Source organism: Kitasatospora purpeofusca (assembly GCF_000718025.1).
GTDB classification, from domain to species: domain Bacteria; phylum Actinomycetota; class Actinomycetes; order Streptomycetales; family Streptomycetaceae; genus Kitasatospora; species Kitasatospora purpeofusca.
This window is the reverse complement of the sequence record NZ_JODS01000017.1, coordinates 86,564-104,559: the sequence shown is the minus strand read 5'-3', so window position 1 is coordinate 104,559 and position 17,996 is coordinate 86,564. Positions and strand designations below refer to the sequence as shown.

Annotated in this window: 16 protein-coding genes; 6 read left to right on the top strand and 10 right to left on the bottom strand. The window is 75.3% G+C overall.

From position 1 onward, the window contains the following. Window positions 1–67 precede the first annotated feature (67 nt). Complete coding sequence (locus tag IF01_RS0123305) at window positions 68–733, top strand: response regulator transcription factor (protein ID WP_030395458.1); 666 nt, start codon at window positions 68–70, stop codon at window positions 731–733. Window positions 734–740: 7 nt separating this feature from the next. On the opposite strand, the gene IF01_RS0123300 is transcribed toward IF01_RS0123305, so the two are convergent. The 4 genes from IF01_RS0123300 to IF01_RS0123285 form a co-directional block, all read right to left on the bottom strand. Then, window positions 741–2,096: a sensor histidine kinase gene (locus IF01_RS0123300; protein WP_051756010.1), complete on the bottom strand. Its 1,356-nt coding sequence runs from the start codon at window positions 2,094–2,096 to the stop codon at window positions 741–743. Continuing rightward, window positions 2,089–3,468, bottom strand: coding sequence for an FtsX-like permease family protein (locus IF01_RS0123295; protein WP_030395456.1), 1,380 nt, complete (start codon window positions 3,466–3,468; stop codon window positions 2,089–2,091). Before IF01_RS0123295 ends, IF01_RS0123300 begins: the two co-directional genes overlap by 8 nt. Window positions 3,469–3,473: 5 nt before the next feature. After that, the gene (locus IF01_RS0123290; protein ID WP_030395455.1) at window positions 3,474–4,226 is read right to left on the bottom strand and encodes an ABC transporter ATP-binding protein; all 753 of its coding nucleotides are present in this window, start codon (window positions 4,224–4,226) and stop codon (window positions 3,474–3,476) included. Between the two features lie 88 nt (window positions 4,227–4,314). Beyond that, the gene (locus tag IF01_RS0123285; protein ID WP_063764282.1) at window positions 4,315–4,863 is read right to left on the bottom strand and encodes a universal stress protein; all 549 of its coding nucleotides are present in this window, start codon (window positions 4,861–4,863) and stop codon (window positions 4,315–4,317) included. Window positions 4,864–5,141: 278 nt separating this feature from the next. On the opposite strand from IF01_RS0123285, the gene IF01_RS0123280 reads away from it, so the two are divergent. The 4 genes from IF01_RS0123280 (at window position 5,142) to IF01_RS0123265 (ending at window position 9,043) form a co-directional block, all read left to right on the top strand. Beyond that, window positions 5,142–5,747: a peptidase inhibitor family I36 protein gene (locus IF01_RS0123280; RefSeq protein WP_051756009.1), complete on the top strand. Its 606-nt coding sequence runs from the start codon at window positions 5,142–5,144 to the stop codon at window positions 5,745–5,747. Window positions 5,748–5,872: 125 nt separating this feature from the next. Next, window positions 5,873–6,478, top strand: coding sequence for a hypothetical protein (locus IF01_RS44205; protein ID WP_051756007.1), 606 nt, complete (start codon window positions 5,873–5,875; stop codon window positions 6,476–6,478). A gap of 53 nt (window positions 6,479–6,531) precedes the next feature. Then, the gene (locus IF01_RS0123270) at window positions 6,532–7,380 is read left to right on the top strand and encodes a HEAT repeat domain-containing protein (protein WP_208624347.1); all 849 of its coding nucleotides are present in this window, start codon (window positions 6,532–6,534) and stop codon (window positions 7,378–7,380) included. A 79-nt stretch (window positions 7,381–7,459) separates the two neighbouring features. Beyond that, the gene (locus tag IF01_RS0123265) at window positions 7,460–9,043 is read left to right on the top strand and encodes a serine/threonine-protein kinase (RefSeq protein ID WP_157855321.1); all 1,584 of its coding nucleotides are present in this window, start codon (window positions 7,460–7,462) and stop codon (window positions 9,041–9,043) included. Window positions 9,044–9,083: 40 nt separating this feature from the next. Here the strand turns inward: IF01_RS0123265 and IF01_RS0123260 are convergent, their stop codons facing one another. Further along, window positions 9,084–9,998 (bottom strand): helix-turn-helix domain-containing protein, encoded by a 915-nt coding sequence (locus IF01_RS0123260; RefSeq protein ID WP_078880226.1) that lies wholly within the window; start codon window positions 9,996–9,998, stop codon window positions 9,084–9,086. Window positions 9,999–10,195: 197 nt separating this feature from the next. Here IF01_RS0123260 and IF01_RS0123255 point away from each other — a divergent pair, with 197 nt between their 5' ends. Beyond that, the gene (locus IF01_RS0123255; RefSeq protein ID WP_244215599.1) at window positions 10,196–11,683 is read left to right on the top strand and encodes an amidohydrolase family protein; all 1,488 of its coding nucleotides are present in this window, start codon (window positions 10,196–10,198) and stop codon (window positions 11,681–11,683) included. 531 nt (window positions 11,684–12,214) lie between these two features. Here the strand turns inward: IF01_RS0123255 and IF01_RS0123250 are convergent. The 5 genes from IF01_RS0123250 to IF01_RS0123230 all read right to left on the bottom strand — a co-directional run bounded on the left by IF01_RS0123250 (window position 12,215) and on the right by IF01_RS0123230 (window position 17,977). Next, on the bottom strand, window positions 12,215–13,096 hold the full coding sequence (locus IF01_RS0123250; RefSeq protein WP_063764281.1) for a YhjD/YihY/BrkB family envelope integrity protein: 882 nt from the start codon (window positions 13,094–13,096) through the stop codon (window positions 12,215–12,217). Window positions 13,097–13,334: 238 nt separating this feature from the next. Next, window positions 13,335–13,811, bottom strand: coding sequence for an ATP-binding protein (locus IF01_RS0123245; protein ID WP_106981229.1), 477 nt, complete (start codon window positions 13,809–13,811; stop codon window positions 13,335–13,337). Window positions 13,812–13,919: 108 nt separating this feature from the next. Continuing rightward, window positions 13,920–14,315 (bottom strand): STAS domain-containing protein, encoded by a 396-nt coding sequence (locus tag IF01_RS0123240; protein ID WP_051740290.1) that lies wholly within the window; start codon window positions 14,313–14,315, stop codon window positions 13,920–13,922. A 108-nt stretch (window positions 14,316–14,423) separates the two neighbouring features. Then, entirely contained in the window at window positions 14,424–15,320 is an 897-nt protein-coding gene (locus IF01_RS0123235) for an RNA polymerase sigma factor SigF (RefSeq protein WP_030395444.1), read from the bottom strand. A 140-nt stretch (window positions 15,321–15,460) separates the two neighbouring features. Next, window positions 15,461–17,977: a SpoIIE family protein phosphatase gene (locus IF01_RS0123230; protein ID WP_051756004.1), complete on the bottom strand. Its 2,517-nt coding sequence runs from the start codon at window positions 17,975–17,977 to the stop codon at window positions 15,461–15,463. Window positions 17,978–17,996: the final 19 nt, after the last annotated feature.

Genomic DNA, 17,996 nt, shown 5'->3' with positions numbered 1-17,996 from the left:
TGCCCGCCCGATCCGGCCCGCCCACCTGCGGCTCCCGGCCGGATCGGGCGGACCCGATAATGGCTTCATGATCGACAAGCGGTTGCGCGTGGTACTGGCCGAGGACTCCGTCGTCCTCCGGGACGGCATGGTCGAGCTGCTCGGCGCGCGGGGGTGCGAGGTGGTGGCGACGGCCGGGACGGCGCCCGAGCTGCTCGCCGCGGTGGCGGAGCACCGGCCGGACGTCGCCGTGGTGGACATCCGGATGCCGCCCACCCACACCGACGAGGGGATCCGGGCCGCCGTCGAGATCCGTTCGACCGACCCGGGGGTGGGCATCCTGGTGTTCTCCCAGCACGTCGAGACGACCTGGGCGGCCCGGTTGCTGGCGGGCGGCGCCGCGGGGATCGGCTACCTGCTGAAGGAACGCGTGGCCCGGACCTCGGAGTTCATGGACGCGCTGCACCGGGTCGCCGACGGTGGCACGGCACTCGACCCGGAGGTGGTCACCCGGTTGATGCGCGGCGCGCGGCGGCGCCCGGTGGACAGCCTGACGCCGCGCGAGCGCGAGGTGCTGGAGCTGATGGCGCAGGGCCACTCCAACCGTTCGATCGCCGCGCTGCTGGTGGTGTCCGAGCGGGCGGTGGAGAAGCACGTGGCCGCCGTCTTCACCAAGTTCGACCTGCCCGCCACGGACGTCGACAACCGGCGGGTGAAGGCGGTGCTCGCGTACCTGGCCGACCAGGAGGGGTGACGGCGGCTCACAGGGTCGTCGGGAGCTCGGCCGTGACCGTGGTGGGCCCGCCGGGCGGGCTGTCCACCCGCAGCACCCCGTCCACCGCCGCCAGCCGCTCGGTCAGACCGGCCAGGCCGCTGCCGCCGCCGGGCGCAGCTCCGCCGCCGGGCGCAGCTCCGCCGCCGGGGGCCGCCCCGCCCCGGCCGTCGTCGCGCACCAGCACCCGGACCCGGCCGTCGGCCGCGCGCACCGCGAGTTCCGCCGAGCGGGCCCCGCTGTGCTTGGCGATGTTGGTGAGCAGCTCGGCGACGCAGTAGTAGACCGCCTGTTCGATCGCCGGCTCCGGTCGTTGGCGCAGGTCCAGCCGGAGGTCGACCGGTACCGGGCAGGTCGCGGTGAGACCGGGCAGGGCCTCGCCGAGGCCGCCCTCCGGCGTCACCGGGTGGATGCCCCGGGTGAGCAGGCGGAGCTCGGCGATGGTGTCGTCCGTCTGCCCGCGGGCGCGGGTGACGAGGGCGCGCAGCCGGGCGGTGTCCGCGGGGGCGGACGGGTTCGGCGTGGGCGCTCTCTCGGGGCCGAGCGCGTCCTCGGCGAGCGCGAGCGTGATCGCCAGCGCGACCAGCCGCGCCTGTGTGCCGTCGTGCAGATCGCGCTCCAGGCCGCGGAGCCGGTCGGTGTTGGCCGCGATCAGCCCGGTGCGGGCGTTCTCCAGCTGTCGTACGCGCTGCTGCGTGCGGACCGGTCCGAGCAGGACCCGGGCCAGCCGCCGGTTCACCCCGCTGAGCGCCCGGACCGCACCAGGCGCCGAGGCCAGCAGCACCAGGCCCAGGGGCACGGCGACGAACTCGGGCCAGCCGGCCGTCCGGGGGCCGGGTTCCAGCAGCCGGATCCAGAGCGGGAAGCCGACCAGCCACCCGCCGCCGAGCGGAAGCAGCACGGCGGCCGCGAATCCGAGCACGCCCAACGGCAGGCGCAGCACCAGGTGGAGCAGCACCCGCCAGGCGACCGGATCGGTGAGCACCGCCCGGCCCCGGGCCAGTACCCCCGCCGGGCGGGGCAGCGGGGCCGGCGCCTCGATCCGTTCGCCGAGCAGCCGGTCCACCAGCCACCGCTGCGGTGCGCCGAGCCGGCGCACACCCAGCAGCGCGAGGGCGACGAACGGCAGGCCGACCACCGTCAGCGAGAGCAGGACTCCCGCGTACAGGACCGCGATGGCGCACAGCCCGCCGAGCAGCGCGACCGGCAGCCCGAGGACCGCGAAGGCCCAGTCCCCGCCCCGGACGGCGAGGTGGCGCCGCCACCCGGGTGCGGCGCCCCGGCGCGCGCCCCTGCCTGTGTCGTCGGCCGTGTCGTCGGCCGGGCCCTCGGCACGCTCAGTCACGGCCGCCGCCCACCAGCTGCGCCGCCGGGCCGCCGACCGCCCAGCGGCCGGTCACCAGGATCCCCGGCAGGACCAGCGCCGCCGCGCCCGCCACGATCCACCCGCAGGTCGCCACCGGCACCGGCGGCACCGCCGAGCCCGTCACCGCGGCGCTGAACGCCGAGGTCGCGGCGCCCGCGACCGCCGCGCCGAGGACGACGCCCACCGCCGTGGTCAGCACCGCCTCCGCCGAGAGCATCCGCAGCAGCTGCGGCCGGGTGGCGCCCACCAGCCGCAGCAGGGCGAACTCCCGGCGCCGGTCGGCCGTCACGGCGACCAGGGTGTTGACGACGGAGACCGCGGCGAAGCAGACCAGCATCCCCAGCTCGGCCTGCCGCAGCCAGATGTCGGTGGCGGAGGTCACGGAGGAGGCGGTGCCCCCCGCTGCCGCTGCGGTCCGCCCCGCGGTGAATGTCATGATCGACATGGTGCCCGACAGCCCCACCAGCAGCGCGACCGGCACCACCGCGGACGACAGGCGCCGCGCGTAACCGCGCAGGTTGGCGTCGGCCAGCCAGCCCGCGCCGGGCGCCAGCACCCGGAGCGGCCCGCCCAGGACGGCCGCCAGGACCCGTGCCGCGAACGGTCCGGCCAGGGCGACCGCGACCAGCAGTACCAGCGAGGCGAGCAGCGCCGCCTGCCCCGCCTTGTCCACCTGGTCGGCCGGCCGCGTCGCCGACAGCCGCAGCAGCAGGACACCGCCCGCCAGCGCGCCGGCCCCGGCGAGCAGCCGCAGCACACCGGTCCGCGCGTGCTCGGTCGAGCTCGCGGTCAGCGCCGCCGCGGGCGCGATGCGGGAGATCCGCCGGGCCGCCGCGGCGGAGGCCGCCAGTCCGACGAGCAGCACGACACCGAGGGCGACCAGCATCGGCACCGGCGTCCCCGGCACCCGGACGTCCGGCGACGCCATGCCGCGCCGCTGGAGTGCGGCGAGGAACCAGCGGGCCGCCACCGCGCCGAGTGCCCAGCCCGGCACGGTCACCAGCAGGGTGGTGACGAGGACCTCGCCGCGCACCAGCCGCCGGGTCTGCCGGGGCGTCGCCGCGACCGTGCGCAGCAGCGCCAGCTCACGGTGCTGCTGACGGAGTGCGAAACCCAGCGCGTTGACCACGACGAAGAACGCGACCAGGACGGCGATCTCGCCGAACGCCCCCGCGATGATCATCAGCCCCGGCCCGGCGGCCGCCTTCCGGACGGCCGCCGGGGTGGCGAGGTCGGCGGCGAACAGGGAGCCGAACAGGGTGACTGCGGCGATCGCGAGCAGCAGGGCGACCGCGGTTCCGGCGAAGGCGGCTGGCCGCCGACGCAGCTGTCCGAGAACGAGGGAGATCATCACGCTCACCCGCCCAGCCTGCTCAGGCGCTCGCCGACCTCGGCGGCGGTGGGGCGCTCCAACTCGTCGACCAACTGGCCGTCGGCCAGCATCAGCACCCGGTCCGCGTACCCGGCGGCCACCGGGTCGTGGGTCACCATGACGCAGGTCCGGCCGTCCCGGTCCACCCCGGACCGCAGCAGGCCCAGCACCTCGTGCCCGGTGGACCGGTCCAGGGCGCCGGTCGGCTCGTCGGCGAACAGCACCTCGGGGCCGGAGACCAGGGCACGGGCGATCGCCACCCGCTGCTGCTGACCGCCGGACAGCTGTCCCGGCCGGTGCCGCTCGCGCCCGGCCAGGCCGACCCGGGCCAGCGCGTCCAGCACCTGCCGCCGGTCGGGCCGCTGCCCGGCCAGCCGGCCGGGCAGCTCCACGTTCTGGGCGACCGTCATGGCCGGCATCAGGTTGAAGGCCTGGAACACGAACCCGACCCGGCTGCGCCGCAGCTCCGCCAACCGTCGCTCGGGCAGCCCCGACACCTCGGTGTCGCCCCACCGGACGGTGCCCCGGGTGGGCCGGTCCATCCCGGCGAGGCAGTGCAGCAGGGTGGTCTTCCCGGAGCCGGACGGCCCCATCACCGCGGTGAACGTGCCCGGCGCGAAGGCCACGGACACCCCGCGCAGTGCCTGCACCGCGGCGGTGCCGCGTCCGTACTCGCGGTACAGCTCGTCCGCCCTCGCGGCGGCTGCGGTACCGGTGGTCTGTGTCGTTCCGTTCATACCGCCATCCTGGGCGGCCGCCGCGCGCCGATCGATGGTGCGGCCCCCCGAACCGGGGGTTCGGTTTTCCGAACCCCCGGCCCGCTGCTCAGCGCACGCCGACGGGCCGGGGGAGGGCGTGACCGGCGCCGTGCTGGCCGACGGCGAAGGGGAGCGGCGCGCCGCTGCGGGCACTGAACTCCAGCCGCTCCAGCAGCTCGGACGGGGAGACGGGGACGACCGGGCAGGTCGCGTGCGCGTGGCAGTGGCCCACGACGGAACCGGGCAGCAGCCGCCCGAGGCGGCCGTGCCGGCCGGTGCCGATCACCAGTCGGTCGTCCGGTCCGGTGACGGCGGAGACCAGCGCGGGCCCGGCGCCGCCCCGGACCGTCAGCGGGTGGACGACCAGGTCGGCCGGGTAGCCGCCGAAGGCCTGCTCGAAGGCGGTGTCGATGCGGCGGCGGGCGGCGTGCTCCAGCTCGGACAGCGGGCGCGGTCCCCGCCGGTCGCCGTCCGAGGCCGACCAGGCGGCGACCGGGACGAGCACGGCCTCCCGCCGGGCGGCCTCGGCCACGGCGCGGTAGAGCGCCGCGAGGCTGCCCAGGGACCCGCTGAGTCCGACGATCACTCTGGTGGTGCCGCTGGTGGTGCCGGTCATGGCTGCTCGCCTCCGCCTCGGTCGCGTGACCCCCGGTGTTCCCCGCCTCCGGGGAACCCTTGTCCATGGAACGCTCCCACCGCGGTGCCCGGGCGGGCGCTGACGGCACCATGACGGCGGGAGGCGCGTTCTTGACGGACCCATGACGCGGTCGCGGGCCGCCCGGTGGGGCGCACAACGGCTCCGAGCGGCAACCGGCGGCACGCATTCCTACAAGACCGCAGCCACCGCGCCCGGACACGATGGAGCTCCGAAGGACCCCGCAAGGAGGTTGCACGATGGAACGCCTGCACGTGGGAACCATGAAGAAGCGTCTGTTGGCCGTACCCTTCGCCGTCGCGGCCGCCCTGGCGGTGTGCGTCGCCCCCGCTGCGACCGCTGCGACCGCAGCGACCGACCCTGGCGCCGCTCGCGCCGGCTTCTCGGCCCAGGCCCGCAGCCTCGGACTGGACAGCTCCCAGGCCAAGAACCTGCAGAACCGGGTCGACGGCTACCTCGCCAAGACCCCCGGGGCGAGCCAGGTGGCCGCCAACAGGATCACCCTGAGCGGCGGCGGCGAGCTGCTGCTCACCCTGCCGGGGGAGGAACGCGCCCGCGACCTGGCTGCCGCGGGCAACCCGGGGCTGTCCGCAGGCTGCCCGTACACCTACGTGTGCGCGTACAGCGGTGAGGACTTCACCGGCGACGAGCTGCGCCTGTTCACCTGCAACTACCCGGTCAACATCACTTGGGCCGGGACCGGGTCGTGGATCAACAACCAGCGGTCCACGCTGTACGCCAGGTTCTACGACCGCAACCACAACGTCGGCTGGACCTCGCCCGGCGGCTACAGCGAGGACCGGCACGCCCCCTGGGGCTGGGTCTACTGGCTCAGCCCCTGCTAGCCAGCGCCCCTCGGAGCCGCGAAGCCGAGCTGCCGGTCGTCCGCACGGACGACCGGCAGCTTGCCGAACGGGACCTTGCCGTCAGGGCCGGTCGGGTGTCGGTGGGGGAGGCTAGGGTCCGCGTCATGGAACAGGACCTCCTGGAGCGCTTTCCGCCCCTGCCCGACCGGATCGGCCACGTCGGGGGCGTGGAGTCGCTGACCCTGGACGGGCGGCGGTACTACTTCGGCTTCGACTACAGCAGCGATCTGGTCGTCTCCCCGCTGATCGACGATCCGAAGGCGATGGCCGCCTTCGCGAGCGAGTACATGCGGCAGCGCACCGGCAGGCACGACGCGGCCTACTGGGCGGACCTGGTGGCGCTGGCGGTCGACGGCACGGCGCTGACCGGCGACGACGCGGACCGGGTCGTCGCCTCCGCGGACCTGCGCGGCGGCCTGCCGGAGTCCGGCGGCCATCTGCTCTACCTCCTGGGCGCGGCCACCGGCTGGGAGGACTGGTTCGAGGAGGCACCGGAGGTGCGGCGGGCGTACGAGCGGCTCGGGTTCGACGAGGACGATCCGGAGTTCGTCGACCACTGCCTCGACGCTGTCCGGGAGCGCGGGAGGCAGGCGCGGCCCGACGAGTGGACGGTCGTGCACTTCCACCTGACCGCAGCGGTACGGCATCTGCCGGGCAACTGGCACTTGCTGTTCGCACCGCTCGCGGAGGGTCTGCCGAACCACCGCTGAGCGCCCGGTAATTCCCGGGACTCCGCGGAGCCGATCGCCTAACATGCCGAGCCATGGCGATGTTTGTGCACCTCACAGCGGCGGCGAACGCGCCGCGCATCCGGCGGGCCGGGATCCGTGCGGCCAGTCACGGCCAGGACGGCGCACGCGGGGTGTACTGCTTCCCGGTGCTGCCGTCGTACACGCTCACCCACCAGTGGATGCGCGAGCTGGGCCGCTTCGACCGGCGGGGCGGGCGGGTGGCCGTGCACGTCCGGCTGGACGACACCCAGCCGGTGCTGGTCGGTTCCTACGGGGACCGCAGCCTGAGCGCCCAGGCCGAGGTCCCCGCGGCGGAGGCGGTGCGGCGGATCGCGGCGCTGGACGACCCGCGCGGGTGGGAGGTGTTCGTGCCCAGGGCGGTCGGGCGGGCGGAGGTGCACCGGGTCCGCGCCGCGCCGCAGGTGGTGGGCTGGCGGTACTGCCCCGACGCGCACGGCACCCGGCCGTGCACCTGCTTCGGCTGCCGGGTGCGCGGCGGGTACGGGGCGCGGCGGTTGCGCGAGCGGTTCCCGCACCCGCTGGACGGCCCGCCGCCGCCGACCGGTGTGCTGCTCGCCCGGATCGCGGCCGCCGGCGACCCGGGCGACCCGGCCGAGCTGGAGGCGGTCCTGGACCGGTTCATGCTGCTCCGGCGCCGCCGGGGCCCGATCGCCGAACTCGCCCACCTCGCCGCCCATCCCGAGCACCGGGTCCGGGAGTCCCTGGCGTGGGCGATCCGCAACTGGCGCACACCCGGGGTCGCCGAACTGCTGGCCGTCCTCGCCGAGGACCCGCACCCGGACGTGCGCGAGGCGGCGGCGGACGCACGGCGGCCGGTCCAGCAGGCGCCCGCCGTCGCGGAGCCGTCCCCGGCCCGGTGACCTCCGCGCTCGCGGGCGACCGGGGCCGGTGGTCGGAATCCCCGAACGAGTGTGCGCGGGGCCGCCCGCGCACACTACGGTGAACCGGACGGCACTCGGGGTGGGGGAGCGGATGCGGCAGGGTGCGCTGATCAACGACCGGTACCGGATCGACGGGCCGATCGGCGCCGGTGGGATGGGGGAGGTCTGGCGTGCCCAGGACACCCGGCTGCGACGGGACGTCGCCGTCAAGGTCCTGCTGCCCCAGCACGAGGGCGCGGAGGACCACGGAGCGCAGGCCCGCTTCGAGCGGGAGGCCCGGATCACCGCGCAGCTGGAGCACCCGAACATCATCGGCGTGCACGACTACGGCATTCACCGGGAGGCCGGTCGGGCGACGCCCTACCTGGTGATGAGCCTCCTCACCGGTCGGTCCGTCGCCGACGCCCTGAGAGCGGGTCAGCGGTGGTACCCCGTACAGGCCGTGGAGTGGGCCGCGCAGATCTGCAGCGCGCTGTCCGCCGCCCACGCGGTGGACGTCGTGCACCGGGACATCAAGCCCGCGAACCTCTTCCTGTCCCGGCAGGCGGACGGCACGGAAGCCGTCGTCGTCCTCGATTTCGGCATCGCCGCCTACCTGATGGCCGGCCACACCCGGCTCACCCCGACCGGCGGCGGCCTCGGAACCCCGGCGTACATGGCTCCGGAGCAGATCAAGGGGCTGCCGGCCGACGGCCGCGCCGACCTCTACTCGCTCGGCTGCGTGCTGTACGAACTCCTCACCGGCACGACGCCCTTCGGCTCCCGCGACAGCGTGTACGCCGCGATGAACGCCCATCTCAACGAGCAACCCGTGCCACCGCGGCACCACCGGCCCGACCTGCCCGCCGGGCTCGACCGCATCGTCCTGCAACTCCTGGCCAAGGACCCGGGGGACCGCCCCGCCTCGGCCCTGGCCGTGGCCGGGGCGCTGCGGGCGGCGGTCGCCCCGTCGGCCCCGGTCGCCACCGCACTGGCCACCCTGTTCGACCTCCCTCCGTCACCGGTCCCGTCACCGGCCCCGCCCCCGTACCCGCCCGCGGCCGTCCGGCCGCCCACCGCGGCCGAACTGACGACCGCCCACGAGCTGGCCAACTCCCTCAGCCGGGAGGGACGCCACAACGAGGCGACCGCCCTGCTGGCGCAGGTGGCCGACGGCCGGGCCCGGTTGCTGGGCGCGGCCCACCCGGACACGCTCACGGCACGCAACAACCAGGCGTACAACCTCGGTGAGGCCGGGCAGTACCGGGAGGCGGCCCGGCTCCTGGAACAGGTGGCGGCCGACCGGCACCGTGCCCTGGGGCCCGACCACCCGCACACCCTCACCAGTCGGCACAACCACGCCTACTACCTGGGTGAGGCCGGCTACCGCGAGGAGGCGGCCCGGCTCCTGGAACAGGTGGCGGCCGACCGCCGGCGCGTCCTCGGACCGGACCATCCGCACACGCTCACCGCCCGGCACAACCACGCCTGCAACCTGGGCGAGTCCGGGCAGCACGGCGAGGCCGCACGGCTGCTGGAACTCGTGGCGGCCGACCGCCACCGGGTGCTGGGCCAGTTCCACCCGCAGACCGTCAAGTCCCGCAAGAGCCGCGCGATCCACGCCGCGCGATCCACGCCGCCCGGACCTGATGCCCGGACCTGATGCCCGGCGCGGGTGCCCGAGCGTTCGGCCCTGCGGGCCGTCAGGGAGTCAGCGCGCGGAGCAGCAGCAGGCCCTCGGCGGACGGGCTGCCCGGCCGGGCCTGGTAGACCACGAGCTGCTGGCCCGGGGCGCTGTTGACCGTCAGCGTCTCGTAGTGCAGGTCGAGGTCGCCGATCCGCGGGTGGTGGAGCAGCTTGCTGCCGCCGGTCTTGCCGTGCACCTCGTGGCGGGCCCACAGGCGGCCGAACTCGGGACTTCGCAGGGAGAGTTCGCCGACCACCTCGATGAGGCGGCGGTCCTCGGGGTCACGGCCGGCGGCGGCGCGCAGGGCGGCGACGGCGTCGTGGGCGGCACGGTCCCAGTCGCGGTGGAAGGTGCGGGCGGCCGGGTCGAGGAAGGTTATCCGGACCAGGTTGTCCACCGGGTCGAAGGCCGTGTAGAGGGTGGCCGCGAGCCCGTTGAGGGCGAGGACGTCGAAGGCCGGCCCGACGACGACGGCGGGGGTGTCCAGACTGTCCAGGAGCTGCTGCAGCGCGGGTGACGGCCGCTCGGGGGCCCGGCGGCGCGGCCGGGGAGCGAGGCGCGGGGCGGCGAGCCGGAGCAGGTGCGTGGCCGCGTGCTCGTCGAGGCGGAGGGCGCGGGCCACCGCGTTCAACAGCTGGGGGGAGGGGCTGCGTTCGCGGCCCTGTTCCAGCCGGGTGTAGTAGTCGGTGCTCACGCCCGCCAGCACGGCGACCTCCTCGCGGCGCAGTCCGGGTACCCGCCGGTGGCCGACCCGGGGGATGCCCACCAGGTCCGGGGCGAGGTGTTCCCGGCGGGCCCGCAGGTATTCGCCGAGGAGGTTGTCGTGCCGCCCGGCCCGCCCGGCCTGCCCGGCCCGTCCTGAACCGTGCGGGCCGTCGTCCCGCCGTCCGTCGGGGTGTTCGGGCGGGCGCGGGGGTTCGTCGGTGTGCATGCGGTCGAGGCTACGGGCCGCCCGGGGCGGTGCGAAGCCCCGAGCGGGGGTGGGCCGCACCCAGGAACAGCGCGGCCTGGAGGCGGCCGGGCCCTGGTGGCAGCGTGGAGACCCCGGACGCGGGCCGTCCCCGGCACCCGCCGAACGCGCCTCCCGGACACCCTCGCCCGCCGCCTCTCCTCACGAACGGACCACCGTTGCACGCCTTCCACCGACCCACCGACACCGCCCGGCCCGAGCTGCTCGACCTGCTGCGCCGCACCGACGGCGACCCCGGGCGGCGCATCCTGTTCACCGGCGCCACCGTCGTCACCATGGACCCCGCCCTCGGCACCCTGGCCACCGGTGACCTGCTGGTGGCCGGCAGCACCGTCGCCGCCGTCGGCACCGATCTGCGGGCCCGCGGCGACGCGGCGGGCGCGGTGGTCGTCGACGCCTCCGGCACGATCCTGGTACCCGGGTTCGTCGACACCCACCGCCACGCCTGGCAGGGCCAGTTGCGCCGGATCATCCCCGACGTCGACGACCTGGCGGGCTACGTGGGCGCCACGCTGGCCCGGTACGCGCCCGTGTACCGCCCCGAGGACATGTACACGGGGACCAGGCTGGCCGCCCTCGGCGCCGTGGACGCGGGCATCACCACAATGCTCGACTTCTCGCACAACTCCCGGACGGCCGCCCATTCCGACGCGGCCGTGCAGGCGCTGGTGGACAGCGGGATCCGCGGGATCCACGCGGCGATGGGGCCGCACTTCGGCGACTGGGACCGGCAGTGGCCGGCCGACCTCGGCCGGCTGGTCGACCGTTTCGGCGGCGGCAGCGGGCTGGTCACGTTCCGTCTGGCGGCCCTCGCGACGGCGGAGATCGCCGGCCCCGCACTGGCGTTCGGGCCCGGGCTGGCCCGCGTCGCCGCCGAACTGGGCGTCGGCGTCAGCGTGGACGCGGTGTTCGGCCGGGCGTCCTCCGCGGCCGTGCTCGACTGGGAGCGCGAGGGACTGCTCGGCGACGGGCTGACCCTGATCCACGCCACCGGGCTGACCGGCGAGGCGTGGCGGGCGATCGGGGCGAGCGGTACCCGGGTGTCGCTCGCCCCGACCTCCGAGGCCCAGATCGGTCTGGAGGACGCCGTCCCGGCGGTGGACGAGGCGCTCGCGGCGGGCGTCCGGCCGGGCCTGGGCATCGACGTCGAAGTGGCGCTGGCGAACGACATGTTCACCCAGATGCGGGCGCTGCACGCGATCCAGCGGATGCGCGCCGTCCATGCCGTGCACGCTGCACGTGGCGTACACGCTGCCCGTGCCGGACGCGCCGCCGATGCCGTGCGCGGCGCGGACGGGCCGCCGGACCGGATCACCACCGCCGACGTGCTGGACTTCGCGACCCGCCAGGGCGCCGCCACCGTCGGTCTCGGCGCCACGATCGGCACGCTCACCCCGGGCAAGCAGGCCGACGTCCTGATGATCACCGCCGACGAGATCAACAACCTCCCGCTGAACGACTTCATCGGCACCGTCGTCCTCGGCGCGGACGCCCGCAACATCGACACCGTGCTGATCGCCGGCCGCGTCCGCAAGTGGGCCGGGCGCCTGCTGGACGTCGACCTCCCGGCCCTCCGGGCGGAGGCCGCGGCCTCCCGCGACCACGTCCACCGCGCGGCGGCGGCCGCGACCGGCGACCGCGGATAGTCCGGGAACCACGGCCGCGGAGGCGCGCGCCTCGACCGCCCGCGCCCCCACCCGCGGGACACGTCCTCAGTCCGGCGGCTCGGCGGGGCTGTGCCGCCCGGGGTCCGGTCGGCCGTGGCCGGGCTCAGGGGCGGGTTCCGGGTCCGGCTCAGGTGGGACGGGCCGGCCGGGCGGGGCCGGCGGGTCGGGCGTCACGGGCGGCTTTCCCGGCTCCGGCGGTGTCGGCGGCACCGCCGGAGCCGGTGGGGCAGGCGGTACGGGCGGCGGCGTCGGAGTGAGGTCGGGGTTCGGGGGGACGGGGACGGTGTCCATGGGTGCGGTCTCCTGTCTGTCGGGGGGCGTGTGCGGGTTCCTGCCCGGTCAGTCCGGAGCGCCGAGGGCGGTGTGCGAGGCGCTGAGGGTCGTGGGGTCAAGATCTTCCATGCTCCCCGGGTATCCCCGATCCGGAAAGGCAAACCGGTTGATCCCGGGGCGATATCCCCGAACCCGGAACTGCCGCCCCAGTCGCCCGCCAGCCCGCCGGCCCGCCCGTCAGACTGGCCGACGGTGCCGCGGCGGTGTCGGCCCGGTCCCCTCGACGGGGCGGTCCGGCGCGCCGGTCGCCGGGGCACCGTCCGGGTGGTGGGCGTCACCGGGCCGCTGCAGCGCCCGGCCGACGACGCTCCCGCCGTAGACGGTGAACCCGACCCCGATCAGCCACGCCTGCACGACCAGGACCGTGCCGACGGTGCCGTAGGAGACGGCGTTGGACACCAGCAGCGGCGCGAAGACCAGCCGGGAGAACAGCCGCAGCCCGGCCAGGGCCGCCATGGTGGCGACCGCCCCGGGCAGCAGACTGCGCCACGGCGCCCGGGGACCGAGCAGCAGGCGCGGCAGCCACCAGAACAGCAGGACGCCGCCGATCACGGTGGTGGCGATACGCAGGGCGGGCTGGGCGTCGGTGCCGTGCCCCGGCACGCCGCTCCAGGCCGCGAGCACAAGGTAGGTGGTCACGGCGGCCAGGGCTACGGCCTGCCGCCACACGCCGTGCCACGGTCCCGCCGGAAGGTCCCAGATCCGCTCGTAGGCGGACTGCATCGCGCCGGTGAGGGAGACGCCGAACACGGCGAGCGCGGCGAGGCCGAGACCGGTGGTGGTGCTGAGGACCTGTCCGCGCGAGCCGAACAGCACGCCGACGGACCGGCTGCCGCGGGCCGTGAGCCCGAGACCGTCGGTGATCCACTGGGCGATGCCGTCACCCCGGGCGGGGGAGGCCGCCGCGATCACCATGAGCAGCGGGACCAGGGTGACGAAGAACAGGGCGGCGAAGGCCAGCGAGCGCTGCATCAGCTCTATCTCGCGGCCCTGCCGCCACACGCGCCGACACACCGCCCCCAGCCGGTGTCCGGCCGCGGGGACGGCGGTGCTCGTCACGGTGCCACCTCCGTTCGGGGTCGCCGGTGCGTCTGCCCGCCTGCGGGAAGGGCATACCTGCGGGAAGGGCATGCCTGCGTCGGCGGGCCGGGGTCGGCAGGACGAGCTCGCGGCGGGCGTCGACGTACGGACCCGCAGGCCCGGCGCCACAGGATCGGACCTGCAGCATCAGAACCGCAGCATCAGAACCGCAGGATCAGAACCGCAGGATCAGAACCGCAGGGTCGGACCCGCGGGATCAGAACCGTACGGCGACGGGCCGGGTGTCGATCTCGGCCCAGACGGTCTTGCCCCGCTCGTGCGGCACCGCGCCCCACCGGTCGGAGGCCTGCTGCACGATGTACAGGCCGTGCCCGCCGGGCAGGCCGGGGAGGTGCGGCCGGCGCGGCGCGGGCAGGACCGGGGAGGTGTCGCTGACCTCGATCCGCAGCCGCGCGGGGGAGAGGTCGAGCACGAGTTCCAGCGGGCCGTCGGTGTGGAGCACGGCGTTCGCGGTGAGCTCGGCAACCAGTAGGACGACGTCACCGGCCTCGGGCCACGCCCAGTCGGTGAGCGCGGCGAGGGTGAACTCCCTGGCCCGCGCGACGGGCTTGTGCTGCCCGGCCAGGGGCATCCGGCGGCGCTGGTGCCCGCCGGCCGGCAGTACCGACCTGACGGACTCCACGGACCGGACCTCGGTGCGCGTCTCGTCCAGGGTTTCCCGGCGAGTGTTCATGAACGGGTACCCCTTCGGTTCGGCGCTCTTCGCCGCTCTGCTTCCCGCCCGGCTCCGGTTCATGCACGGTGCCCCGGGCGTGTCACGCCGCTCGTCCGTCACCCGCGTTCACCGGGGTGCGGCGAGCGCGTCCGCGACCGACGGGTGCAGACGGAACACCGTGTCGGCCCCGGTCAGCTCCAGCAGTCGCAGCACGGTCGGGGAGGCGGCCGCGAGCCGCAGCTCGGCGCCGGCCGCGGTGGCGCTCAAGCGGGTCTTGAGCAGCAGGTTGAGGCCGGAGGAGTCGCAGAAGCCGACCTGTTCGAGGTCGACCACGAGGACCTGCGGGCGGGTCCGGAGCGCTTCGTCGAGGGCCTGCTCGGCCGGGGGGAGGGTCTCGATGTCGAGGTCGCCCACGAGCACGCACACGGCGGCACGGTCGTCGGCCGGTTGCGGCCGGGCGGTGGCGGTGGTCACGGCTGCGGCCTCCCGCGGCGCGGCTGCTGGGTCGTTCTGGATCGGCATGGTCGTCCCCTCCACAGATGTCCTCACGACCTTACGCGTACGGTGCGGTCCGGCCGAACGGCGGCCGCCGGACACGGTGGTGTCCGGCGGCCGGGTGCTGCGGCCCGCTCAGCCGCCGTCGAGGCCGCGGCGCAGCTGCTGGAGCGTGCGGCTGAGCAGACGTGACACGTGCATCTGGGACAGGCCGAGCTGTGCGCCTATCTGGGACTGGGTCATGTCCTGGGTGAACCGCATGGACAGGATGAGGCGGTCCCGTTCGGGCAGCGCGGCCACCAGCGGCTCCAGGGACACCAGGTCGTCGACCAGCTCGAGCCGCCGGTCCTGCTCGCCGAGGCGGTCCGCGAGCGGGCTCGTGCCCTCGTCGTCGCGGCCGCCGACCAGGTCGATGGAGTCGGTGCTGTGCGCGTTGGCCGCGGTGAGGCCCTCGACGACCTCCTCCGGCGACAGCGACAGGTGCTCGGCGAGTTCGGCGACGGTCGGGGCCCGGTCGAGGCGCTGGGAGAGCGCCTCCTGGGCCCTGGCGAGGGTGATGCGCAGTTCCTGCAGCCGCCGCGGCACGTGGACGGCCCAGGTGGTGTCGCGGAAGTGCCTGCGTATCTCGCCCAGGATGGTGGGGACGGCGAAGGTGGTGAACTCCACGCCGTGGTCGACGTCGAAGCGGTCGATCGCCTTGATCAGGCCGACCGAGCCGACCTGCAGCAGGTCGTCGGTGCTCTCGCGGTGCGAGCCGAAGCGGCGGATCGCGAACCGGACCAGCGACAGGTTCACTTCGACCAGGGTGGAGCGCACGTAGGAGTACTCCCGGGTGCCCTCCTCCAGGGTGGCGAGTCGTGCCAGGAGCACCCGGGTGAGCTCCCGGGCGTCGGCCGGTGCGACCTCCCGGGGGTCCTCGATGCCGTCCAGCTCCGGGAGGTGGGGCCGGGTCGGGACGGGTGCGGCGGCAGGCGACTGGTCGGTCCGGTGCGCGGGCTTGGCGAGGAGGATGTCCTCACTGGTCGTGGCCATGCCGGTCCTTTCCCTCGGTGGTGCGGTCCGTCCCCCGCTACCCGGTCCCTCGGCTTCCATGCCTGCCTCTCGTGTGAAGACTTCGTGAAGGACCGACCGCGGGGGTGCGGGCCGGTCCCGGGCGTCCGTTCCTCGGGTGCTCACTCCGCCGGCTCCTCCGACGTCCCGGCCGCCCGGTCGACCGAGATGCCGACCAGGCAGGTGTCGTCGTCGGTGTCCGCGCTGCTGTAGCGCAGCAGGTGGTCCAGATGGCTCTCCAGGGAGTCGGGTGTGCCGTCCTTGGCGAGGGAGGTCTGCTCGCTGAGCGACAGCAGGCTGTCCAGGGAGGCCTGGACGGACTCGTCGCGGCGTTCGATGAGGCCGTCGGTGAACATCACCAGCGTGTCGCCGGCCCGCAGCTCGAGGTGCGACTCCTCGTAGTCGGCGTGGTCGAGCGCGCCCAGCAGGATCCCGCCCGGCTGAGGCAGGGCGCTGGCCCGGCCCTCGCGGAGCAGGACCGGCGGCAGGTGGCCGGCCCGGGCCCAGCGCAGCCGCCGGGTCCCGGGGTGGTAGAGAGCGCAGACGGCGGTGGCCGTGACGCTGTCGGTGAGGTGGTGCGTGACGCTGTTGAGCCAGGTCAGCAGCTGGGCCGGACCGGCGCCGGTGGCGGCCAGGCCGCGCAGGGCGTTGCGCAGGGCGACCATGCCGGTCGCGGCCTCGATGCCGTGCCCGGCGACGTCGCCGACGCACAGCAGGATCTCGCCGGAGGGCAGGGCGAGCGTGTCGTACCAGTCGCCGCCGACCAGGTGGTCCTTCTCCGCAGGGCGGTAGCGCACGGCGACCTGGAGGTCGTGCAGGGTGAGCGGGCCGCGGGCGGGCGGCATGATGGCGTGCTGCAGCTGGAGGGCGAGCCGGCTGCGTTCGGCGGCCTGCTGCTCGCTGTGCGCCAGCTGGTCGCGGGTGGCGGCGAGGGCGACCTCGGTCCAGTGCTGGGCGGAGATGTCCTGGTAGGCGCCGCGGACGGTGGTGAGCGCCGAGTTCTCGTCGTGCACCGGTTCGGCGACGACGCGGATGTGGCGGGCGACGCCGTCGGAGCGCTGCAGCCGGAAGGCGGTGGAGGCCGGGCGCCGGTGGTGCAGCAGGGTGCGCAGGAACCGGCCGATCGCCGGGCGGTCGTCGGGGTGGGCGTGCTCGGGCAGCTGCTCCAGGGCGATCGGCTGGGCGGTGGGGGGCAGGCCGTGCAGGTCGAACAGGGTCTCGTTCCAGGCGATCTGGCCGGTCTGGACGTTCTCCTCGAAGCCGCCGATCCGGCCCAGGCGCTGCGCGTGCTGGAGCAGCCGGGCCACCCGCGGCGTGCCGTCGTCGAGCCGCCAGATCACCACGATGTGCCGGCCGTGCCGGCTGATGCTGACCTGGGCCCGGGCGAGCAGCGGGATGCCGTCGACGGTGGCGGCCAACCGCATGTCCGTGGTGCGGAACGGCTCGCCGGTGGCGAACACGTGCTCCACCTTCTCGGCCAGGCCCCCGGCCTCGGCGGCCAGCGGGTAGGCCTCCAGCAGGCGCGCGCCGGCGACCGCGCTGTTCGGCCGGCCGGCGAAGTCGACGAACGCCGGGTTGACGTGCCGGACGGCGAACTCCAGCGGCAGTTCGGCGTGGCCGGGCGCGAGCCGGAGGATCAGGCAGGGGTCGAGGACACCGTCGGTGAGCCGCTGCAGGTCGTCGAACTCGCGGTCGGCCCGCTCCGGGCCGGTGGGTTCGGTCCAGGGCTCCAGGGTGGTGGCGCACAGCTCCGCCAGCGCCTCGAACTGGCGCTGGAGGGGCTGGGACTGCGGGGGCAGGTCGTGGGGCCAGCAGATCTCCAGCACGCCGATCAGCCGTCCGCCGGTCCCGGCCGGCACCGCGATGCGTCCGCCGGTGTACTCGTGCTGACCGATGGTCGGCAGCGCCGCCTGCACCAGGGTGGAGTGGGCGACCGTCTCCCGTTCGTCGAGCGCCCGGCGGGCCGGGGTGGACACCCCGGGCGGGACGTACCGCCAGCGGCGGGCCTCCGCCTCGCTGAAGCCGGCGCTGCCCTCGAGGGTCAGCGACTGGTCGGGGTGGGCGGCCCAGATCGCGACGGCGACGGCGCCCAGCGGGCGCAGCGCGGTCGCGAGCATCGAGCCGGCCACCGACTCGCTGTCGCCGGCGGCCAGGCTGTGCGCCTCGGCGACGCGCAGCCGTACCGCGGCCTCCTCCTGAGGGTCCACGGAGGAGGTGATGAACTCGCGGGCGATGGCGGAGATCCGGTCGGCGGCGACCTGGTTGACCAGTTCGGCGGCGAACTCCAGCACGGGCAGGCCGGCCTGCCCGGCGAGCGCGGTCAGCTGGGCGGCCGCCTCCGTCGGTCCGCAGCGCAGCCGTTCGACCAGGACGCCGGCGGCCATCTCGACCAGCGACCGGCCGGCGGCGTCGGCCTGGGCCCGGGCGAGTTCCGCGCGGAGGTTCTCCACCGTGGCGGCGAGGCGGGTGACCGCCGCGGGGGCCGGGCGGGTGCCGGCGGGCCGGTCGTCCGCGGGCTCGCGCTGCGGTCCGACCGTGGCTGTTCCGGTGAGGGGGAATGTCCCCGCAGTACGGTCCGCAGTACGGTCCGCGGGTTGGTCGTCGGGTTGATGCAGGGGCTGGTCCTGGGGCTGGTGCACGGCGGTCTCCTGACGATCG